Genomic DNA, 21,361 nt, shown 5'->3' with positions numbered 1-21,361 from the left:
TCTGTCACTGATACACCGCTATCGCAGGCAAGCCAGCTCCCACACTGATTGAGTACACCCTTAGGCGGGTTGTTGTTCCTGGAGACGCCCACCCTCGATCCGCACATGCCGCCCATGGAAGCGCTTCAGGCTGCTGCGATGCCCCACGCTGACAATGCTCAATCCCGGCAACTCATCAATCAAAGCCTGATACAGCGTCGCCTCATCCTCTTCATCCATCGCCGATGTCGCTTCGTCCATGTACAGCCATTGCGGCGCGAACAACAACGCACGGGCAAACGCCAAACGTTGCTGCTCACCCGGCGAGAGCATGCGTTGCCAGTGGTTCGCTTCATCCAGACGGCCAACCAGATGCGGCAAGCGGCAAGTCTCCAGCACCTGTGCATAACGTTCGGCCGGGTAGGTGCTGTCGTCTTGTGGATAACTCAACACCGCCTTCAACGTACCGATCGGCAGGTAAGGCTTCTGCGGCAGGAACAGATAACGCGCAGCCGGCAAACGAATGCTGCCGTGCCCCGCCGGCCACAGATGGCCCATCGCACGCAGCAAGGTACTTTTACCGCTGCCGGAACGCCCGCTGAGCATCACGCGCTGGCCGGGCTCCACGGTCATGTCCGCATCGGTCAGCAAGTGGCGACCATCGGCCAGGTCCATGCCCAGGTTTTGCAACACAAGGCGTTCGCCTTCAGGGCGCACGTCAATCGCTGGCGGGCGCTGCTCGTTATCCGTCATGGCCTGCTGAAAACTCAGCAGACGATCACTGGTGGCACGCCACGACGCCAGGTCGGAATACGCGCTGATAAACCAGCTGAAGTTCTCCTGCACGTTGCCGAACGCCGAGTTGATTTGCATCAGCTCGCCCAATTCGATCTTGCCAGTGAAGTAACGCGGCGCGGCGACGATGAACGGGAAGATGATCGCGATCTGGCTGTAACCGGCGGTGAAGAAGGTCAGGCGCTTGGACACTTTCATGATGTCCCAGAAGTTGTGCCAGACCTTGCCGAAGCGCGTGCTCAGGCGCTGTTGTTCATTCGGCTCGCCGTTGTACAGCGCGATGCTCTCGGCGTTCTCACGCACGCGCACCATGGAGAAACGCAGGTCCGCTTCGAAACGTTGCTGTTGGTTGCTCAGGCCGATCAGGCGACGGCCGATCAAATGCGTCAGCCAACTGCCCACGGCGGCGTACAGCAGCGCGCACCAGAACATGTAGCCGGGAATGGTGATGCCAAACACTTCGATACTGCCCGACACGCCCCACAGGATGATCGAGAACGACACCAGGCTGACCACATTGCGCAGCAAGCCAAGGCCGAGGCTCAAGGTGTTGGCGGTAAAGTTGTTGAGGTCTTCGGAAATCCGCTGGTCCGGGTTATCGGTGTAACCGCCCTGCTCCAGCTGGTAGTAGTTCTTGTTGGCGAGCCAACGGGCGAAGTGCTTTTCGGTGAGCCAGGCGCGCCAGCGGATGGTCAGCATCTGGGTCAGGTACAGGCGGTACACCGCGCCGAGGATCGCCACGGCGGCGATCCCGCCGAAGTAGCCGATCAGCTGCCAGAAAGCGGCGGTGTCCTTGTGTTCAAGGGCGTTGTAGAAGTCCTTGTACCAGTGGTTGATCCACACCGAGATCGCCACGCTGAACAACGACAGGCCGATCACCGCCGCCAGCAACAACCAGGCCTTGCCCTTCTCTTCACTGCGCCAATACGGTGTGATCATCGCCCAGGTTCGGCGGAAGAATTGCCCACGCACCGCGTCGTTGACCGCGGAGTACTCAGCGTTCTGATTCATCGTTCAGGCTCGGTAGGGAAAAGATCACAGGCGTTTGAACCGATCATAGACGATCGGTTCAGGGCGCCGTGGAGCCTGAAGCAGGTTGTTCAGACTTCGTTCAGCGGCGTACCGGACGCTTCTGCAGTTTGCGCTGCAAGGTGCGGCGGTGCATGCCCAGGGCGCGGGCGGTGGCGGAGATGTTGCCTTCGTGTTCGGTGAGCACGCGCTGGATGTGCTCCCACTGCAGGCGGTCCACCGACATCGGATTTTCCGGCACCAGGGTGTCGAGGTCGGCGTGCTCGGAGAGCAAGGCGGCCAGCACGTCATCTGCATCGGCCGGTTTGCACAGGTAGTTGCAGGCGCCACGCTTGATCGCCTCGACGGCAGTGGCAATGCTGGAGTAACCGGTAAGGATCACCACGCGCATTTCGGGGTCGAGTTCCAGCAGCTTGGGCAGCAGCACCAGGCCGGAGTCGCCGTCCATTTTCAGGTCGAGCGCGGCGTAGTCCGGCAGGTCGGCCTGGGCGATGGTCAGGCCTTCTTCGGCGGAACCGGCGGTGCTCACGCGGAAACCGCGACGGCTCATGGCGCGTGCCATCACGCGGGTAAAGGTTGCGTCGTCATCTACCAGCAACAGGTGCGGCAGTTCTTCGCCTTCGACTTGGATCTCGTCACTCATCGATATCTCCTCGTGCGACACGGGGCAGGCGCAGCTCGGTGAGCGTGCCACCTTCCTCATGACTATAGAGCTTCACTGAGCCGCCCGCGCGGGTCACGCTGGCCTTGCTCAAAAACAGGCCGAGGCCGAAGCCTTTGCCCTTGGTGGTAAAGAACGGTTTGCCGATCTGCTCGGCAATGGCCAGCGGCACGCCGGCGCCGTGGTCGCGAATGCTGATGGTCACGTCTTCCGCATCCCAGTCCAGCTGCACGCCCAGGCCTTCGGGGCAGGCGTCGGCAGCGTTGTTCAGCAGGTTGAGCAACGCCTGGGTCAGGTCGGGCGGCGGCGCCATCCGCGGGACGGTGCCTTGCCCGAGCAGGTGGAAGCGGTAGCTGGCTTCAGGGCGCATCAGGTGCCAGCGGTTCAGGGCTTCGTCGAGCCACTGGGTCACGTCCTGCATCTCCACCGCCAGGCGGCGGTTGGCTTCGGCGGCACGCACCAGTTGCTGCAAGGTCTGTTTGCACTGCTTGACCTGTTCCTGCAACACGCCGAGGTCTTCCTGCAGCGCCGGGTCGTGGTGGTCCTGGATGATTTCCTTGAGCAGTACGCTCATGGTCGCCAACGGCGTTCCCAACTCATGGGCAGCGCCGGCGGCCTGGGTGGCGACGGCCAGCAATTGCTGGTCGCGCAGGCCTTCTTCACGGCGGATGGCGCGCAGTTCTTCCTGGCGGCGCAGCTCTTCGGCCATGCGCGCGGCGAAAAAGGTAATGACGGCAGCAGACAAGGCGAAGCTCAGCCACATCCCGTAGATCTGCAGGTTTTCCCGGGCGATGGGGAACGTTTGCAGCGGATAGAACCGCGCCAGCAACAAGGTGTAGAGGGTCAGGGCGATACCCGACAACGCCACCGAATAGCGCCACGGCAAGGTCACCGCTGCGATGGTCAACGGCACCAGGTAATACGACACGAACGGGTTGGTGGAACCGCCGGAGAAATACAGCAACACACTGTGGATAAACAGGTCGCACGCCAATTGCAGGGCGTATTCCAACTCGGTCACCGGCCAGGTGGTGCGCAAGCGGATCGCGGTAAACACACACAGCACGGTGGAGAAACCCAGGGTCACGCCCAATTGCAGCCACGGCAGCGGCAGCAGGTCGAACCAATAGGCGAGCCCGACGGAGCCGGCCTGTGCGGCCAGGACCAGGGTGCGAATGAACGTCAGGCGCCAGAGGTTCTGGCGGGTGGCGGAAGTCAGTTTTACGGCGGCGAGCATGAGCTCTCCCGTTGAGCGCTGCAGGCGGATCGGCAGGAGTATAAACGAAGCCGACCGGCTGGCACGGCGCGTGTGGCTCTTTGCCGCAGGCCGGGGAAAATACCGTTCGTCGGCATCGGCAAAACTTGTAGGTAATGTGTAAACCCGAAGAACCCGATGCCACCGTCTACAGTCTTACCGAACACGAACACCCTAAGGAGCTCTCATGTCTCGTTTCACTCGTAGTGCAGCTGTTATCACCCTCGGCGTCGCCACCCTTGCCAGCCTTCCTGCCCTGGCCGCCGAAGGCCTGAACTACAACCAGATTTCCCTGCGCGCCGAGGCCAGCCAGGAGGTGGCCCGCGACAAGATGATCGTGACCCTCTACACCGAGTCCCAGAACAGCGACCCGGCCAAGCTTGCCGCCGAAATCACCACCACCATGAACAAGGCGCTGGCCCAGTCTCGCGAAGTCAAGGGCGTGACCCTGCGCCAGGGCAGCCGCAACAGCTACCCGATCTACGACAACAAGAACCAGAAGATCACCGGCTGGCGCGAGCGCGCCGAACTGCGCCTGGAAAGCGCGGACTTCCCGGCGCTGTCCAAGCTCACCGGCGAACTGCTCAACACCCTGAAAATGGACAGCATGGACTTCGCCATCGCCGACGCCACCCGCAAGGCCAGTGAAGATGCGTTGCTCAAGGATGCCGTGGCCGCGTTCAAGGCCCGTGCACAACTGGCGACCGATGCGCTGGGCGGCAAGGGCTACAAGATCGTCAACCTGAACTTCAACACCAACGGTTATCCACAACCCTACGCCCGTGGCGGCATGATGATGAAGGCCGCGGCCATGGATTCGGCGCCGACGCCGGAAGTGGAAGCCGGTACCAGCCAGGTCACCATGAGCGCTGACGGTGTGATTGAAGTGCTGCAATAAACTATTCGTTATGACAAAACGGCACAGCCCATAAAGGCTTGTGCCGTTTTTTTTGCTCACCCCCCTCAGCAATCGCACGCAAGGCGTTCTCGGATGCTATTGACTCAGCGCAAAACGGCCGAGCATCGGCAATGTTTAGTAGGCATTGAAGTGGAACGCCCCATACACACTCAGCCACTCAATGCTGCCATCAGATCAACCCGGACAGAGCAAAGCCACTACAACACTTAACTTAAAACAACCAGACACTTAGTTGCACTTTTAATGCGGCGCTAGTCAGCAATTCAACCCGCTATTTTATCCAGGGATCGGCGAGCCGATATCGGCCATAGTTCGTGCAGTATGGGCTTTACCCAGGCACCTCTCGATTGGCGAATTGTTATTTGTCCCCCAAGATAAAGCGAGTTAATTATGAGTATAACGTCGGCCACCTCATCGAATTTCATAACAACAATGACCCCCCTTGCACCGGCGAATGACGCGGGTGAAATGGCGAACGCCGAAAACAAGAAAACCGACCAAAAACCCACGACCGAAGTCCCTTCTTCCAATAACAGCGCCAGTACCTACACGACGACAATCTACGGAACACCTACCGCTCCGGCGCCCGGCACGGGCTATACCAAAGAAGAACGAGAACAACATATCGACGCCTATGCCAATCGCGTCAAGACGCTGATCGGAGACATAGAGAGTGATCGAGAGGGCAAACGAAATATCAAGTTCCAGAACGCGCGCCAGTTCATGGAGCCCGCGGGTTATTTTAGCGGTGGATTATTGGCGGCCGGCCATGACCCGCACGAACAATTCAAAGTAAAGTTCAGCACGTACACCGGCATGGGAAAACCCGATGTACTGACCGGCACCGAGATTCGTACCTACTTTGCATGGGAAATAGCAGCCGGAGCCCTTGAGCATGACAAGGTGCAGCGAGGTGGCCCGATCAATTTCCAATCCATGAGCATCGAAAAAAAGAGCCGTGGAAAAATCAACGAGCTGGAGTCGCTTGGCCATAAACTCCAGGATCACTGGGAAAAAGATATAGCCACGCCGATGCGGGATGCGTCAGGTGAAGTGGCGCAACGTTCAGGAAAAGCAGATGCCTACGTTACTCGAGGCACCCTGCAAAGTCTCTTCAACAACAAAGACAGCTTTGAAAAACTGAGTGGTGAAGCCAAAGAAGCGATCAAACGCACATTGGAACATAATGGCCAGGTCATTATCCCCAACATCTATGGCTACCCACTCTCAGGGTATGCATTCATCCCCTACACCCCCTACGACGGCAACTATGAAAACCGCCCGAATCAAGGGTTGATGATTGATTTAAGAAATGGCGCGGCCCATGAGATAAAAGGTGACGACGACTTTGCCAACTGGGCAAAGAACAACCAGAACACTTTACACACGCGCTTCAACGCCAGCGACCGACAAGGCGGAAAAGACGCGCATTGGCCGAAGGCGGGAGATGTTCTAGACACCCTGATCAGAGGCAAGAATGCCACTTACCCTGGGTATCAAAACCTCTTCAAAGATCAAGCCATCCCCGTCAGGGAGACATTTAATTACACCAGGGCACGCGGCGATCATTATCAGTTGAAGTTTGGCAACCTGGACAACGGCATTGCCTCCAAATATCAGGAGCAGAACGCCACCAACGCAGTATGGGCCGATCAGACCGAAGTATTTGGTTCCTCACAACAAAACTGGAAGGCCGCGAAAGACTTCTGGGGCAATACCTTCGGTTACGTGCCCGTGGTGGGCAACGCGGGCAACATTGTCTTCGGCATACACGATGGGATTTATGGAAAAACCGCAGAGGATCGTATTGGCGGCAGTTCCGGGGCGGTGATATCAGCGCTGCAATTGGCGCACGAACTAGCAACCGCCGGAGGAGCAGGAACGGAGGAACCGCCCGCCGCCGCGCTCGCCCCTGATCTCAGAGACGTCAGTTGGCGGTACAACTCGCCATCCAGTGACTTTGAGTTGGTACGGGCACCCAAAGCGCCACCCGCCAGTGAGGAGGTTCCCACCATCACCGAAGAATCCCAGCCAGGAACATCCAGGGGCACATACCCTGCCAATACAGACGTATCACAACCCTTGCCGAGGTCGCCGTCACTCATTCCCATGGCGCAATATGCGGTTGCCGACGGTGAGGAGCTGATACGGAACGCTACCCGAAATGCGTCGGGGGTCTATCGAATGACCGATAGCAAGGGAGTATTTCGCCAGTTCGTGCGCGTGACCGATGAGACGGGCACCCACAAGGTCTTTGAAATATCCGGCAGCTACCGATCGGGCAACTCATTTGCCAAGATCATTGATCCAAATACCGGCAAGGGAGTGATGGTGGTAACGCCTGGACGTGATGGCGAATGGACACGTGCGCCGGGCGATGGCGGTGCATGGTGGAACCGGGCATCACCTTCAACAGCAGACGTTGAACTCACAAGGCCGCGACAACTTTCAGATGAGTTCCTTGATGTCGATGGCAAAAAAATGAAGGGCGCTGAAATACTGGATAAATACCTCAAGACTGATGGCTACGATTACACATACGGTGTCACGCTGAACGAAGAAGGTAAAATCGCACCGCAAATTTCCTGGACGTTTGAAGAAAACCCTGCCGACGCCACGCCGCCGCCACCGGCTAACGTTTCGACATTCGGCACCAGCGAATACAGCAGCCAGTTTATCGATGACCTGCATCGCGACAAGTTCACAATAGAAGGTCCTGGGAACGCCAAGCTGGAGCTCGACATCGGCAGCCAGATAATCGAACTTCAGCAAAAAAAAGGCGCTCTGTTATCAAACGAAGAGCTTCGTCAGCTGAAACAAAAAAGTATCGAGGAAATTGAGAAAATCATTCCTGAACCGGAGTTGAGAGCTCGAATTTCCGAACTTGCCAACCAATGGGCGCTTGGTCCCGCTGCGGGTGAGTTTGCGACACCCCGCTTTAAGGGAACGGTCCTTGGCAGCGGACGCAATACACACTACCACATCAAATATGACCCAGCAGATGCCGTGACCACTGTCACGGCCAAGATCGACTTTATAGCGAGCAAACTGTCCGAAGACCGCCTTGATCTTGAACCCGTTACCGACATAAAGGTGAATGCATCAAGAACATTTACCATACGCGAAAGTAACGAGTTGGACGGCGCCGGTTATACCGTTGACCCCTCTACGCCAACGCGCATGGAAATCAAGCCTACACCGGATGAATAAGCGCTAACCCTCTATCTGCCCTCAATGAACGGCGGTACCCTCGGTACCGCCGTTTTCGTTTGCGTAGCCTGCGCAGGGCTGCCATTTCAGGGGTCTCCATGGAAAGAATCACCTTCAAACCACTGCTTCTTGCCGCCGGCCTGCTCGCGTTCATGCCGATGGCCCAAGCCACCACCACCCTGGTCTACTGCTCCGAAGCCAGCCCCGCCGGTTTCGATCCCAGCCAGTACACCAGCGGCACAGACTTCGACGCTTCGGCCGAAACCGTGTTCAACCGCCTGACCCAGTTCAAGCGCGGCGGTACCGAAGTGGAGCCCGGCCTGGCGACAAGCTGGGACGTATCCAACGACGGCCTGACCTACACCTTCCACCTGCGCGATGGCGTCAAGTTCCACACCACCGACTTCTTCACGCCTACCCGCGATTTCAACGCGGATGATGTGCTGTTCACCTTCAACCGCCTGCTGGATGCCGGCAGCCCGTTTCGCAAGGCCTACCCTTCCGAATCGCCGTACTTCACCGACATGGGCCTGAACACCACGATCAAGGCCGTCGACAAACTCGACGAGCACGCCGTGCGCTTCAACCTGAACAACGTCGATGCGTCATTTGTGCAGAACCTGGCCATGAGCTTTGCCTCGGTGCAGTCCGCCGAATATGCCGCGCAACTGTTGAAGCAGGGCAAGGCCGAAGAGATCAACCAGAAGCCGGTCGGCACTGGGCCATTTGTGTTCAAGCGCTACCAGAAAGACTCGCAGATTCGCTACGTGGCCAATAAGCAGTATTGGAAACCCGAGGACGTGAAGCTCGACAACCTGGTGTTCGCCATCACACCCGACGCCGCCTCGCGCCTGCAAAAACTCAAGGCCGGCGAATGCCAGGTCAGCGGCTACCCGCGCCCCTCCGACATCGAGGTGATGAAGCAAGATCCCAACCTGCGGGTGCTGCAACAGGCCGGTTTCAACCTGGGTTTTCTGGCCTACAACGTGACCCATCCGCCGCTGGATCAGCTCAAGGTGCGCCAGGCCCTGGACATGGCCATCGACAAGCCGGCGATCATCAAGGCGGTGTACCAGAGTGCCGGGCAATTGGCGCAGAACGCGTTGCCGCCAGCGCAGTGGTCTTATGACCCGAATATCAAGGATGCACCCTACGATCCCGCCAAGGCCAAGGCGCTACTAAAAGAAGCAGGCGTCGCACCAGGTACCACGATCAACCTGTGGGCCATGACGGTCCAGCGTGCGTCCAATCCGAATGCGCGAATGTCGGCACAAATGATTCAGCAGGATTGGGCAAAAGTCGGCATCAAGGCCAACATCGTCAGCTATGAATGGGGCGAATACATCAAGCGCGCCAAAAATGGCGAGCACGACGCGATGATTTACGGCTGGACCGGTGATAACGGCGACCCGGATAACTGGCTCGGCGTGCTCTACAGTTGTGCTGCGGTCAAGGGCAGCAACTACGCCAAATGGTGTAACCCTGACTACGACAAACTGGTGCAGCAGGCCAAGGTCAGCAGTGACCGCGAGCAACGTATCAAGTGGTATCAACAGGCGCAGAAAATCCTTAAGGAACAAGTACCTATAACGCCTATTGCGAACTCGACGGTTTTCCAGCCCCTGCGCAAAGAAGTCCACGACTTCAAGATCAGCCCGTTCGGGCTCACGCCCTTCTACGGCGTCAGTCTAGATAAGTAACAGCACCGCCCCAACCGAGTGCGCTAGACGCCTCGGTTGGTCATTTTTGGTGCGCCTGATGCACCGAAAAAACCCTCAAAATGTACTCAATTGTGTAAGAACTTTCATAATTGCGACATTCCTGTACGTTCGTACCACTGTTTCAGCCTCCTAACGGTTCTGCATCTTGCAATGGGTATGGCCCCTGCATAAGTATCCGCAGGCCGGCTCACGAGGTCGCCCTCACCACCAAAAATGACAACAAATCATGAGGCCTACATGCTTAAACACGCAGTCATTCCGTTAATTGTTAGCGCGGGCCTTATGGCCGCAGCCCCTTTCGCCCAAGCGGCGACTAACCTGGTGTTCTGCTCCGAAGGGAGCCCGGCCGGTTTCGACCCAGGCCAGTACACCACCGGAACAGACTTCGATGCCTCGGCCGAAACCATGTTCAACCGTCTGACCCAGTTCGAGCGCGGCGGCACCGCTGTGATTCCTGGGCTGGCCACCAAGTGGGACGTGTCCCCGGACGGCCTCACGTACACCTTCACCCTGCGCGACGGCGTCAAGTTCCACACCACCTCGTACTTCAAGCCGACCCGTACCTTCAATGCCGATGACGTGCTGTTCACGTTCAACCGCATGATCAACAAGGACGATCCGTTCCGCAAAGCCTACCCCACCGAGTTCCCGTACTTCACGGACATGGGGATGGACACCAACATCAAGAACATCGAGAAAGTCGATGACCACACCGTCAAGTTCACCCTTGGCACCGTGGACGCGGCGTTCATCCAGAACCTGGCCATGAGCTTCGCCTCTATCCAGTCGGCGGAATACGCCGCCCAGCTGTTGAAAGAAGGCAAGGCCCAGGACATCAACCAGAAGCCGATCGGCACTGGCCCGTTCGTGTTCAAGAGCTACCAGAAAGATTCGAACATCCGCTACACCGGCAACAAGGATTACTGGAAACCTGAGGACGTGAAGATCGACAACCTGATCTTCGCTATCACCACCGACCCGTCGGTGCGTATCCAGAAGCTGAAGAAAAACGAATGCCAGGTCACCCTGTTCCCACGTCCGGCCGACCTCAAGGCGCTGGGCGAAGACAAGGACCTGAAACTGCCGCACCAGGCCGGTTTCAACCTGGGCTACATCGCCTACAACGTGATGCCAGTGCTCAAGGGCCAGACCGCCGCCAACCCACTGTCCGACCTGCGCGTACGTGAAGCGTTGGACATGTCGGTAAACAAACAGCAGATCATCGACTCCGTCTACCAGGGCGCCGGCCAACTGGCCGTCAACGCCATGCCGCCGACCCAGTGGTCCTACGACACCACCATCAAGGATGTCCCGCATGACGTGACCAAAGCCAAGGCTTTGCTCAAGGAAGCAGGCGTCAAGGAAGGCACCGAGATCACCCTGTGGGCGATGCCGGTTCAGCGTCCGTATAACCCCAACGCCAAGCTGATGGCCGAGATGCTGCAGAACGACTGGAAACAGATCGGCCTGAAGGTCAACATCGTCAGCTACGAGTGGGGCGAGTACATCAAGCGTTCCAAAGGCGGCGAGAACCAGGCCATGATCATTGGCTGGAGCGGCGACAATGGTGACCCGGACAACTGGCTGAACGTGCTGTTCGGCTGCGATTCGCTGGCCGGCAACAACTTCTCCAAATGGTGTGACAAGAAATTCGACGACACCGTGAAAGAAGCCAAGGCGACTTCGGATGTCGCCAAACGCACCGAGCTGTACAAGCAGGCGCAACATATCCTCAAAGATGCTGTCCCGATGACACCTATCGCGCACTCGACGGTGTATCAACCCATGCGCAACACCGTGCAGGACTTCAAGATCAGCCCGTTTGGCTTGAACTCCTTCTACGGCGTGAGCGTCAGCGGCAAATAAGGGTCATTGGCGGCGACGTTTCATAACGTCGCCGTTATTGCATCCGCCCAAGATGTAGGAAACAGACCACAGCCGAAGCCGTTGCCGTCCTACAGCAACAAACTTCGACCTGCGCCTCCGTTACCTACAACGACAGTCAGATTTCGTGCATTTACTGCGAAGTCCGCGACCCATAACGTCGCAGGGCCGCAGAAGCCTCAATCTGACAGGGCACTTGCCGTGTGGGGTCAGCGATGCATCCCGGTCCTGAAAGACCGGGTGATTGCTCGCTGACGACAACAACAAACAAGGATCGGGATCGTCATGCGCCATACCACTGTTCTATCCGCACTATTTGCCACCAGCCTGCTGGCGGTGGCCACGATGGGCCACGCCGCCGACAAGAAGAGCCTGGTGTTCTGCTCCGAAGGCAGCCCGGCTGGTTTTGACACCGCGCAATACACCACCGCCACCGACAACGATGCAGCCGAACCGCTGTACAACCGCTTGGTCGAGTTTGAAAAAGGTGAGACCAACGTAGTACCGGCTCTGGCAACCAAGTGGGATATTTCGCCAGACGGCCTGACCTACACCTTTCACCTGCGTGAAGGGGTGAAGTTCCACAGCAACAAGGAATTCAAGCCGACGCGCGACTTCAATGCCGACGACGTGCTGTTCACCTTCAACCGCATGCTTGACCCCGAACACCCGTTCCGCAAGGCCTACCCCACCGAGTTTCCGTACTTCAACGGGATGAGCCTGAACAAGAACATCGCCAAGGTCGAGAAAACCGGCCCGCACACCGTGGTGATGACCTTGAACACGGTGGACGCCGCGTTCGTGCAAAACATCGCCATGAGCTTCGCCGCGATCCTGTCGGCCGAGTACGCCGAGCAATTGCTCAAGAGCGGCAAGCCCAGCGACATCAACCAGAAGCCGATCGGCACTGGCCCGTTCGTGTTCCAGCGCTACCAGAAAGACTCGCAGATCCGCTACGCGCCCAACAAACAGTACTGGGACCCGAGCAAGGTCCAGCTGGACCAACTGATCTTCGCCATCAACACCGACGCTTCGGTGCGTGTGCAAAAGCTCAAGGCCGGCGAATGCCAAGTAACCCTGCACCCGCGCCCAGCCGACGTTGACGCCCTCAAGGCCGACCCGAACCTGCAACTGCTGACCAAGCCGGGCTTCAACCTCGGCTATATCGCCTACAACGTGCGCCACAAGCCCTTCGACCAGCTCGAAGTGCGCCAGGCGCTGGACATGGCGGTGAACAAGCAAAGCATCCTCAACGCCGTGTACCAGGGCGCCGGGCAACTGGCGGTCAACGCCATGCCACCGACGCAGTGGTCCTACGACGACACCATCAAGGACGCCGCCTACAACCCGGAAAAAGCCAAGGAACTGCTCAAGGCTGCCGGCGTGAAAGAAGGCACCGAGATCACCCTGTGGGCGATGCCCGTGCAACGCCCCTACAACCCCAACGCCAAGCTGATGGCAGAAATGCTGCAAAGCGATTGGGCCAAGATCGGCCTGAAAGTGAAGATCGTCAGCTACGAGTGGGGCGAATACATCAAGCGCACCAAGAACGGTGAGCACGATGTGAGCTTGATCGGCTGGACCGGCGACAACGGTGACCCGGACAACTGGCTGGGCACCCTCTATAGCTGCGACGCCATCGGCGGGAACAACTACTCCATGTGGTGTGACCCGGCGTACGACAAGCTGATCAAGCAAGCCAAGGTCGTCACCGACCGCGAACAACGGACTGTTCTGTACAAACAGGCGCAGCAACTGCTCAAGCAGCAGGTGCCGATCACGCCAGTCGCCCACTCGACGGTCAACCAGCCGTTAAGCGCCAAAGTCGAAGGTTTCAAAGTGAGCCCCTTCGGCCGCAACGTGTTCTCGGGCGTCAGTATCACCCCATAAAAAGATAACCGGATGGCGCAGAGCGAAATTGGCTCTGCGGCAAACGTGCAGCCTTATTTCGGCAATTCCCTTAAGGCAAACGTTTGCAAAGGCTTGAACGAGTTACAACCCAAATAGCCGGATCACCTAATAAGACCGGCAAAAAAAAAGAGAACCAAAGGAGCTTCACCCATGAAACTGAGCAGCAAAGCGCTTCTGGCCCTGGCCATCAGCACCATCACGGCAACCGCCTACGCTGAACCCGCCAGCCAGGAATTCGTTCCTACCACACTGGCCGGCACGAGCGCACAAAGCGAGGCCAAAGGCTTTATCGAAGATTTCAGCCTGGGCGGCACCACGCGTAACTGGTACTCCCACGAAAGCCTGTACCGTGGCGGTGCCTGGAAATACCGCGAGCATGACCAGATCAAGACCGACCGTAACCGTACCAACTGGGTACAGGGCACCATCCTCAACGCCAGTTCCGGTTTCACCCAGGGCACCGTGGGCGTCAAGACCGAAGTGGCGGTATACAACGCTCTGGTGCTGGACCGCAGCAAGCGTGATATCAAGGGCGGCTCCAACCGCACCCTGGCTGATTCGAACGGCAATGCTGTAGACCAGTGGAGCAAACTGGGCCTGGCCAACGTGCAGTTCCGCGCGTCGAACACCACCTTGACTGCAGGTCGCCAAAACTTCAGCACGCCGATTGTTGACAATATCGGCAACCGCGCATTGCCTTCGAGCTTCCAGGGTGTGAGCTTCGACAGCAAAGAATTCAGCAACCTGTCGTTCCAGGGTGGCGTGTTCGACCGCGTTTCCCCACGTACCGAGCAGAGCTTGTCGAAGTTCCGCGCAGAGTACAGTCAACAAGGTGCCAAAAGCGCGACGACTGACAAGGTCTACACCTTGGGTGCCAACTACCAGCCGTTTGAAAGCCTGAAAACCAGCTTCTTCGGCGCCCAAGTGAAAGACTTCTGGAACCAGTACTACTTCGGCGCGACCCACGAGTTGGGTGACAGTCAGACCCTGTCTCTGACCACCGGCCTGAACTACTACAAAACCGTCGATGAAGGTAAAAAGTTGATGGGCTACATCGATAACGACACTTACTCGTTGTCGCTTGGCCTCGCGCACAAGGCTCACAGCCTGACGTTCGCCTATCAGGAAGTGAACGGTAATGAGTATTTCGACTACCTGCACGAAACCAACGGCATCTACCTGGCCAACTCCCTGACCTCCGACTTCAACGGTCCGAACGAGAAATCCTTCCAGGTCGCCTATGGCCTCAACATGGCCGAATACGGCGTGCCGGGCCTGAAGTTCAACATCTACACGGCTCGCGGCTGGGGCATCGACGGTACTCACTACACCGGTAACCGTAACGGCGCGTTCGCCTATACCGGTATCGAGACACAGGACGGCGAGAAGCATCAGGAATACGGTGTAGGGACTAGCTACGCAATCCAGAGCGGCCCGCTCAAGGCCACCGCGATTCGCGCCACCTACGTCGAACACCGTGCCAGCGCAAACCAATCTGACGGTTCTATCAAAGAATTCCGTCTGGTTACCACCATCCCGTTCAACATTCTTTAATCAGCGCCAGGTAGACGGCGGGCTCAGGACGAGACCGCCGTCTACGCTTGTCTGGTCCCATCGATTTCAGAGGGCTCCGAATGAAAATGCTCCCGCTACAAGCCGCCATTGCTGCCGCGCTGTTGAGCGTGGCCGTCGGCATCTCGGCCAAACCGCTGGTGGTCTGCACCGAAGCCAGCCCGGAAGGCTTCGATCCGGTCCTGTACACCACGGCCGTCACCGCCGACGCCGCAGCAGAAACCCTGTTCAACCGCCTGGTGGACTTCAAGCCCGGCACCACCGAAGTGGTCCCGGCACTGGCCAAGGACCTGCCTGAAATCAGCGCGGACGGCCTGACCTACACCTTCCACCTGCGTGACGACATCAAGTTCCACACCACCGACTACTTCAAACCCACGCGCAACCTGAATGCCGACGACGTACTTTGGAGCTTCCAGCGCCAGCTGGACCCGAACCACCCGTGGCATAAAAAATCCGTCGTGGGCTACCCGTACTTTGAAAGCATGGGCTTCAAGGAACTGCTCAAGAGCGTAGAGAAAACCGACGATCACACCGTCGTCTTTACCCTGACCCGTCCTGAAGCGCCCTTCCTGGCCGATCTGGCCATGGCGTTTTCCTCGATCCACTCCGCCGAATACGCCGACCAGTTGCTCAAGTCCGGCAAGACCGATGACCTGAACGCCAAGCCGATCGGCACCGGGCCGTTTATCTTCACGCGCTACGCCAAGGACGCCCAGGTGCGTTACAAGGCCAACCCGGAGTACTTCCGTGGCAAGCCGCCGGCCGATCCGCTGATCCTGGCGATTACCACCGACAACAACGTGCGCCTGCAAAAGCTCAAGGCCAACGAGTGCCAGATCGCGCTGTATCCGAAACCGGATGACGTGCCGAGCATGCAGGCTGACCCGAACCTGAAGGTCGATGGGTTGGCGGCGATGACCACCAGTTACATCGCCATGAACACCACCCACAAGTACATGAGCGACCCACGGGTACGCCACGCGATCAACATCGCGTTCGACAAGGCCGGCTATACCGACGCCCTGTTCGGCAAAGGCAACGCGGTGGTGGGCACCGGCCCGTATCCACCGACCTTGCTGGGCTTCAACGACAAGCTGAAAAACCCGCCACGGGACCTGGACAAAGCCCGCGCCCTGCTCAAGGAAGCCGGGGTACCGGAAGGCACCGAATTTACCTTGTTTACCCGTAACGGCGGCGGGCCGACCAACCCCAACCCCATGTTGGGCGCCCAGCGCATGCAGGCCGACCTGGCGCAGATCGGCCTGAAGATCAATATCAAAGTCATGGAATGGGGCGAAATGCTCAAGCGCGCCAAAGGCGGCGAGCACGACATGGTGTCGGCCGGCTGGGTCGGCGATAACGGCGACCCGGATAACTTCCTCACGCCGAACCTGAGTTGCGATGCAGCGAAAAACGGCGAAAACTACGCACGCTGGTGTAACAAGGAGTTTCAGGACTTGATCGACAAGGCCCGTGCCGCCAAGGAACCCGCCACACGCGCGGCGCTCTATGAACAAGCACAGGACGTTTTCGAACAAGACCAGCCATGGCTTCCCATGGCTTACCCGAAACTGTTCACCGCCATGCGCAAAAACGTAGAGGGCTACACACTCAGCCCTCTCGGCACCAATAACTTCGCCACTACCCAGGCGAAGTAAATAAGAAAAACGCTCGGCACCGCCCACCTGGGTGGTGCCGGACCTGCCTAACCGGCTGATTGAGGTACACCACACGATGTTTAGTTTTATTGCCCGCCGACTGGGGTTATTGATCCCCACGTTCTTCGGCATCACGTTGCTCACGTTTGCGTTGATTCGCATGATCCCTGGCGACCCCGTCGAAGTGATGATGGGTGAAAGGCGCGTCGACCCCGAGATGCACGCACAGGCAATGGAACGCCTTGGCCTCAACAAGCCGTTGTATGCGCAATACCTGGACTACGTCGGCAAGCTCGCCCAGGGCGACCTTGGCGAATCCCTGCGTACCCGCACCAGCGTGTGGACCGAGTTCACCGCCCTCTTCCCCGCGACCCTGGAACTGTCCATGGCCGCCCTGTTGTTCGCCGGTATCCTGGGCCTGCTGGCCGGGGTGATCGCGGCACTCAAGCGAGGATCGCTGTTCGACCACGGGGTGATGGGCATCTCCCTCGCGGGTTATTCGATGCCGATCTTCTGGTGGGGCCTGATCCTGATCATGTTCTTCTCCGTGAGCCTGGGCTGGACCCCGGTGTCCGGGCGCATCGACCTGCTCTACGACATCGAGCCGCGCACCGGCTTCATGCTGATCGACACCCTGCTGGCTGACGAGCCAGACGCCTTCTTCGACGCCCTGCACCACCTGATCCTGCCGGCCATCGTGCTCGGCACCATCCCGCTGGCGGTGATCGCGCGGATGACCCGCTCGTCGATGCTCGAAGTGCTGCGCGAAGACTACATCCGTACCGCCAAGGCCAAGGGCCTGTCGCCGGCGCGCGTGGTATTCGTCCACGGCCTGCGCAACGCGTTGATCCCGGTACTCACCGTGGTCGGCCTGCAAGTCGGCACGCTGCTGGCCGGTGCGGTCCTGACCGAAACCATCTTCTCGTGGCCCGGCATCGGCAAATGGCTGATCGAAGCCATTGGCGCACGGGACTACCCGGTGGTGCAAAACGGCATCTTGCTGATCGCCTGCCTGGTGATCCTGGTGAACTTCGTGGTGGATATCCTCTACGGCTTCGCCAACCCACGCATCCGTCACCAGCGCTGAGATCATGACCATGACCACACCTACTCCCGTGTCAGCAGTCGATCAAAGCCTGCTGTATCCGTCCCCGTACAAAGAATTCTGGCAAGCCTTTTCCAAGAACAAAGGCGCGGTGGCCGGCCTGGCCTTCATGCTGCTGATCGTGTTCTGCGCGCTGTTCGCCCCTTGGGTGGCGCCGCATAACCCGAGCGAGCAATACCGCGACTTCCTGCTGACCCCGCCAGCCTGGCTGGAAGGTGGGCAGATCCAGTTCCTGCTGGGCACCGACGAACTGGGCCGTGACCTGCTCTCGCGCCTGATCCAGGGCTCGCGCCTGTCGCTGCTGATCGGTTTGTCATCGGTGGTGATGTCGCTGATCCCGGGCATCCTGCTGGGCCTGTTCGCTGGGTTCTTCCCGCGCCTGCTTGGCCCGACCATCATGCGCCTGATGGACATCATGCTGGCCCTGCCGTCGCTGCTGCTGGCCGTAGCCATCGTCGCGATCCTCGGCCCTGGCCTGATCAACACCGTGATCGCCATCGCCATCGTCTCGCTGCCGTCCTATGTGCGCCTGACCCGCGCCGCCGTGATGGGCGAACTGAACCGTGACTACGTGACCGCTGCCCGCCTCGCCGGCGCCGGCCTGCCACGCCTGATGTTCATCACCGTGCTGCCCAACTGCATGGCACCGCTGATCGTGCAGGCCACCTTGAGCTTCTCGTCGGCGATCCTCGACGCGGCCGCCCTGGGCTTCCTTGGCCTGGGCGTACAACCGCCGACGCCTGAGTGGGGCACCATGCTGGCTTCGGCCCGTGACTACATCGAACGCGCCTGGTGGGTGGTGAGCCTGCCTGGTCTGACCATTTTGCTCAGCGTGCTGGCAATCAACTTGATGGGTGACGGCCTGCGCGATGCGCTGGACCCGAAACTCAAGAACGCCGCCTGAGGAGATTCCCATGTCACTGTTAGAAATCAAGAATCTCAATGTGCGCTTCGGCGACAAGACCGCCGTGCCGGTGGTCGACGGCCTCGACATCTCCGTCGACAAAGGCGAAGTCCTGGCGATCGTTGGCGAGTCGGGCTCGGGTAAATCCGTGACCATGATGGCGCTGATGGGCCTGATCGAGCACCCCGGCATCGTCACCGCCGACGCCCTGAACTTCGACGGCAAGGACATGCTCAAGCTGAGCAACCGCCAGCGCCGCCAGATCGTCGGCAAAGACCTGGCGATGGTGTTCCAGGACCCGATGACCGCGCTGAACCCCAGCTACACCGTGGGTTTCCAGATTGAAGAAGTGCTGCGCCTGCACCTGAAAATGTCCGGCAAGCAAGCGCGCAAGCGCGCCATCGAACTGTTGGAAAAGGTCGAAATCCCCGGCGCTGCCAGCCGTATGGATGCCTATCCGCACCAACTGTCCGGTGGTATGAGCCAGCGTGTGGCCATCGCCATGGCGATTGCCGGCGAGCCGAAACTGCTGATCGCCGATGAGCCGACCACGGCACTGGACGTAACCATCCAGGCGCAGATCATGGAACTGCTGCTGGCCCTGCAGAAAGAGCAGAACATGGGCCTGGTGCTGATCACCCACGACCTCGCGGTCGTGGCTGAAACCGCCCAGCGCGTGTGCGTGATGTACGCCGGCCAAGCCGTGGAAGTCGGCCAGGTGCCGCAGTTGTTCGACATCCCCGCGCATCCGTACAGCGAAGCGCTGCTCAAGGCGATTCCCGAGCACAGCCTGGGCGCCACGCGCCTGGCGACCTTGCCAGGCATCGTTCCGGGCCGTTACGACCGCCCGCAGGGTTGCCTGCTGTCGCCGCGCTGCCCGTACGTGCAGGAATCCTGCCGTGCCCAACGCCCGGGCCTTGATCCGAAAACCAACAGCCTCGCGCGCTGCTTCTACCCCTTGAACCAGGAGGTGGCGTAATGGCCGTCGTTCTTACCGCCCGCGACCTGACCCGTCACTACGAAGTGTCCCGTGGCCTGTTCAAGGGCCATGCGCTGGTACGCGCGCTTAATGGTGTGTCCTTCGAGCTGGAAGCTGGCAAGACCCTCGCGGTTGTAGGCGAGTCGGGCTGCGGCAAGTCCACCCTGGCCCGCGCACTGACGCTGATTGAAGAGCCGTCTTCGGGTTCGCTGAAAATCGCCGGCCAGGAAGTCGCCGGCGCCGACAAGGCCCAGCGCAAGCAATTGCGCAAAGACGTGCAGATGGTGTTCCAGAGCCCGTACGCGTCGTTGAACCCGCGGCAGAAAGTCGGTGATCAACTCGGCGAGCCGCTGTTGATCAACACCAACCTGTCCGCCGCCGAACGCCGCGAGAAAGTGCAGGCGATGATGAAGCAAGTGGGCCTGCGCCCCGAGCATTATCAGCGCTACCCGCACATGTTCTCCGGTGGCCAGCGCCAGCGTATCGCCCTGGCCCGCGCCATGATGCTGCAACCGAAAGTGCTGGTGGCGGATGAACCGACCTCGGCGCTGGACGTGTCGATCCAGGCCCAGGTGCTCAACCTGTTCATGGATTTGCAGCAGGAATTCAACACGGCCTACGTGTTCATTTCCCACAACCTCGCGGTGGTGCAACACGTTGCCGATGACGTGATGGTGATGTACCTCGGGCGCCCGGTGGAAGTCGGCCCCAAGGAAGATATCTACGCCCGCCCGCTGCACCCGTACACCCAGGCGCTGCTGTCGGCCACCCCGACCATCCACCCGGACCCGAACAAGCCGAAGATCAAGATCGTCGGCGAACTGCCCAACCCGCTGAACCCGCCGCCTGGCTGCGCCTTCCACAAGCGCTGCCCGTATGCGACCGCGCGGTGCAGCAGCGAAGAGCCGCAACTGCGCGCCTTGGATAACCGTCAGGTGGCTTGCCACTACGCGGAGCAGTTTGTGGCATAACCCCGCAATAAAAATGCCCTGGGAGATCAAGCCCAGGGCATTACAGGAGTTCTACCGCCCCACCCGTCGGATTGCGCATCAGTCCGGCAGGTGGGGCTTTTTTTCGCCTCGACTCAGGTATCGCTGTCGCCTTCGCTGTCGTCCTCGTCAGGCGGTGGGGCTTGCTGATCGTCGTCATCCTCGGAGCCGCCTTGGCCTTTGTCACCGGCTTCGGATTCGCTCTTGGCCAGCTGCAGGTTCTTCGCCGCCACAAACCCGGGCGCCTGGCTTTGCACGGCGCTATTGGCCCATGCGGTGGTGGTACCCAGCGTCAACAGCACCAACACTTTCAGCAACAGCACTAAACGTTGAAAGATAGTCATGGTCGGTTTCCGTCCAGTCAGTGAGTCACGTGCGCCAGCGGTCCACTGGTGCTGTGATTCAAGCTAGTTGCGATCCGGGGTTTGCGCCAATCGCCTGTCAGGTATCGCCGTCGTCGTAGGTTTCGCTGTCTTCCCCTTCGTTGTAGGGGTTTTCCGCGTCTTCCTTGGGCGCGGGCTGGGCCTGGGGCTGCCAGCTGCCGGAGTTGACCTCCTGCTGCTTGCGCTTGGTGACGGGGCCGGTGTCTTTCCATTGGGGCGTGCCGGCGTCGGCCAGGGCGGGTGCGGTGGGTAGCGCCAGGCCAGCGAGTAGAACCAGGTGGATAACGCGTTGAATACTAAACACAGCGGTCTCCTTTACGGTCAGTGGGTAAAAACTAGACCCGATATACGGTTCTCGCCAATCCCAAGTCTTGTGAAGATCAAACTGTGGGAGCTGGCTTGCC

General features: G+C 59.2%; 16 protein-coding genes. 11 read left to right on the top strand and 5 right to left on the bottom strand.

Translation table 11 applies throughout. From position 1 onward, the window contains the following. Positions 1-60: 60 nt before the first annotated feature. The 3 genes from B348_RS0128745 to B348_RS0128735 form a co-directional block, all read right to left on the bottom strand. Positions 61-1,785, bottom strand: a complete 1,725-nt coding sequence (locus tag B348_RS0128745; protein ID WP_017739480.1) for an ABC transporter ATP-binding protein/permease — start codon at positions 1,783-1,785, stop codon at positions 61-63. Positions 1,786-1,885: 100 nt separating this feature from the next. Further along, entirely contained in the window at positions 1,886-2,446 is a 561-nt protein-coding gene (locus B348_RS0128740) for a response regulator transcription factor (RefSeq protein WP_003171731.1), read from the bottom strand. Beyond that, entirely contained in the window at positions 2,439-3,701 is a 1,263-nt protein-coding gene (locus B348_RS0128735; RefSeq protein ID WP_017739479.1) for an ATP-binding protein, read from the bottom strand. The genes B348_RS0128740 and B348_RS0128735 overlap by 8 nt, the downstream gene beginning before the upstream one ends. Positions 3,702-3,906: 205 nt before the next feature. On the opposite strand from B348_RS0128735, the gene B348_RS0128730 reads away from it, so the two are divergent. From B348_RS0128730 to B348_RS0128680, 11 genes are all read left to right on the top strand, one after another. Continuing rightward, a complete protein-coding gene (locus tag B348_RS0128730; RefSeq protein ID WP_017739478.1) occupies positions 3,907-4,617 on the top strand; it encodes an SIMPL domain-containing protein in 711 nt (236 codons plus the stop codon). Between the two features lie 489 nt (positions 4,618-5,106). Then, positions 5,107-7,848: a hypothetical protein gene (locus tag B348_RS01000000130410; protein ID WP_017739477.1), complete on the top strand. Its 2,742-nt coding sequence runs from the start codon at positions 5,107-5,109 to the stop codon at positions 7,846-7,848. A gap of 98 nt (positions 7,849-7,946) precedes the next feature. After that, positions 7,947-9,548, top strand: coding sequence for an ABC transporter substrate-binding protein (locus tag B348_RS0128720; protein WP_017739476.1), 1,602 nt, complete (start codon positions 7,947-7,949; stop codon positions 9,546-9,548). A gap of 258 nt (positions 9,549-9,806) precedes the next feature. Next, positions 9,807-11,435, top strand: coding sequence for an ABC transporter substrate-binding protein (locus B348_RS0128715; protein ID WP_026137149.1), 1,629 nt, complete (start codon positions 9,807-9,809; stop codon positions 11,433-11,435). Between the two features lie 303 nt (positions 11,436-11,738). Beyond that, positions 11,739-13,343, top strand: coding sequence for an ABC transporter substrate-binding protein (locus B348_RS0128710; RefSeq protein WP_017739474.1), 1,605 nt, complete (start codon positions 11,739-11,741; stop codon positions 13,341-13,343). Between the two features lie 171 nt (positions 13,344-13,514). Next, positions 13,515-14,918, top strand: coding sequence for an OprD family outer membrane porin (locus B348_RS0128705; RefSeq protein ID WP_017739473.1), 1,404 nt, complete (start codon positions 13,515-13,517; stop codon positions 14,916-14,918). Positions 14,919-14,998: 80 nt separating this feature from the next. Then, complete coding sequence (locus B348_RS0128700; protein ID WP_026137148.1) at positions 14,999-16,597, top strand: ABC transporter substrate-binding protein; 1,599 nt, start codon at positions 14,999-15,001, stop codon at positions 16,595-16,597. A gap of 76 nt (positions 16,598-16,673) precedes the next feature. Beyond that, complete coding sequence (locus B348_RS0128695; RefSeq protein ID WP_017739471.1) at positions 16,674-17,684, top strand: ABC transporter permease subunit; 1,011 nt, start codon at positions 16,674-16,676, stop codon at positions 17,682-17,684. 10 nt (positions 17,685-17,694) lie between these two features. Beyond that, complete coding sequence (locus B348_RS0128690) at positions 17,695-18,606, top strand: ABC transporter permease subunit (RefSeq protein WP_026137147.1); 912 nt, start codon at positions 17,695-17,697, stop codon at positions 18,604-18,606. Positions 18,607-18,616: 10 nt separating this feature from the next. Continuing rightward, on the top strand, positions 18,617-19,585 hold the full coding sequence (locus B348_RS0128685; protein WP_017739469.1) for an ABC transporter ATP-binding protein: 969 nt from the start codon (positions 18,617-18,619) through the stop codon (positions 19,583-19,585). After that, positions 19,585-20,556: a peptide ABC transporter ATP-binding protein gene (locus B348_RS0128680; RefSeq protein ID WP_017138288.1), complete on the top strand. Its 972-nt coding sequence runs from the start codon at positions 19,585-19,587 to the stop codon at positions 20,554-20,556. The genes B348_RS0128685 and B348_RS0128680 overlap by 1 nt, the downstream gene beginning before the upstream one ends. Positions 20,557-20,669: 113 nt before the next feature. On the opposite strand, the gene B348_RS0128675 is transcribed toward B348_RS0128680, so the two are convergent. Together B348_RS0128675 and B348_RS0128670 are read right to left on the bottom strand one after the other, a co-directional pair. Continuing rightward, positions 20,670-20,918: a hypothetical protein gene (locus B348_RS0128675; RefSeq protein WP_017739468.1), complete on the bottom strand. Its 249-nt coding sequence runs from the start codon at positions 20,916-20,918 to the stop codon at positions 20,670-20,672. Positions 20,919-21,015: 97 nt separating this feature from the next. After that, positions 21,016-21,261: a hypothetical protein gene (locus B348_RS0128670; RefSeq protein ID WP_017739467.1), complete on the bottom strand. Its 246-nt coding sequence runs from the start codon at positions 21,259-21,261 to the stop codon at positions 21,016-21,018. Positions 21,262-21,361: the final 100 nt, after the last annotated feature.

Origin of the sequence: Pseudomonas sp. CBZ-4, assembly GCF_000346755.1 — a bacterium.
Lineage (GTDB): Bacteria > Pseudomonadota > Gammaproteobacteria > Pseudomonadales > Pseudomonadaceae > Aquipseudomonas.
Note: the sequence above shows the minus strand (reverse complement) of the source record. Positions and strands in the feature narration are given on the sequence as shown.

Bases quoted from the DNA above. Each gene is read 5' to 3' on its own strand.
- B348_RS0128745 (WP_017739480.1), bottom strand. From the start codon at position 1,785: ATGAATCAGAACGCTGAGTACTCCGCGGTCAACGACGCGGTGCGTGGG.
- B348_RS0128740 (WP_003171731.1), bottom strand. From the start codon at position 2,446: ATGAGTGACGAGATCCAAGTCGAAGGCGAAGAACTGCCGCACCTGTTG.
- B348_RS0128735 (WP_017739479.1), bottom strand. From the start codon at position 3,701: ATGCTCGCCGCCGTAAAACTGACTTCCGCCACCCGCCAGAACCTCTGG.
- B348_RS0128730 (WP_017739478.1), top strand. From the start codon at position 3,907: ATGTCTCGTTTCACTCGTAGTGCAGCTGTTATCACCCTCGGCGTCGCC.
- B348_RS01000000130410 (WP_017739477.1), top strand. From the start codon at position 5,107: ATGGCGAACGCCGAAAACAAGAAAACCGACCAAAAACCCACGACCGAA.
- B348_RS0128720 (WP_017739476.1), top strand. From the start codon at position 7,947: ATGGAAAGAATCACCTTCAAACCACTGCTTCTTGCCGCCGGCCTGCTC.
- B348_RS0128715 (WP_026137149.1), top strand. From the start codon at position 9,807: ATGCTTAAACACGCAGTCATTCCGTTAATTGTTAGCGCGGGCCTTATG.
- B348_RS0128710 (WP_017739474.1), top strand. From the start codon at position 11,739: ATGCGCCATACCACTGTTCTATCCGCACTATTTGCCACCAGCCTGCTG.
- B348_RS0128705 (WP_017739473.1), top strand. From the start codon at position 13,515: ATGAAACTGAGCAGCAAAGCGCTTCTGGCCCTGGCCATCAGCACCATC.
- B348_RS0128700 (WP_026137148.1), top strand. From the start codon at position 14,999: ATGAAAATGCTCCCGCTACAAGCCGCCATTGCTGCCGCGCTGTTGAGC.
- B348_RS0128695 (WP_017739471.1), top strand. From the start codon at position 16,674: ATGTTTAGTTTTATTGCCCGCCGACTGGGGTTATTGATCCCCACGTTC.
- B348_RS0128690 (WP_026137147.1), top strand. From the start codon at position 17,695: ATGACCACACCTACTCCCGTGTCAGCAGTCGATCAAAGCCTGCTGTAT.
- B348_RS0128685 (WP_017739469.1), top strand. From the start codon at position 18,617: ATGTCACTGTTAGAAATCAAGAATCTCAATGTGCGCTTCGGCGACAAG.
- B348_RS0128680 (WP_017138288.1), top strand. From the start codon at position 19,585: ATGGCCGTCGTTCTTACCGCCCGCGACCTGACCCGTCACTACGAAGTG.
- B348_RS0128675 (WP_017739468.1), bottom strand. From the start codon at position 20,918: ATGACTATCTTTCAACGTTTAGTGCTGTTGCTGAAAGTGTTGGTGCTG.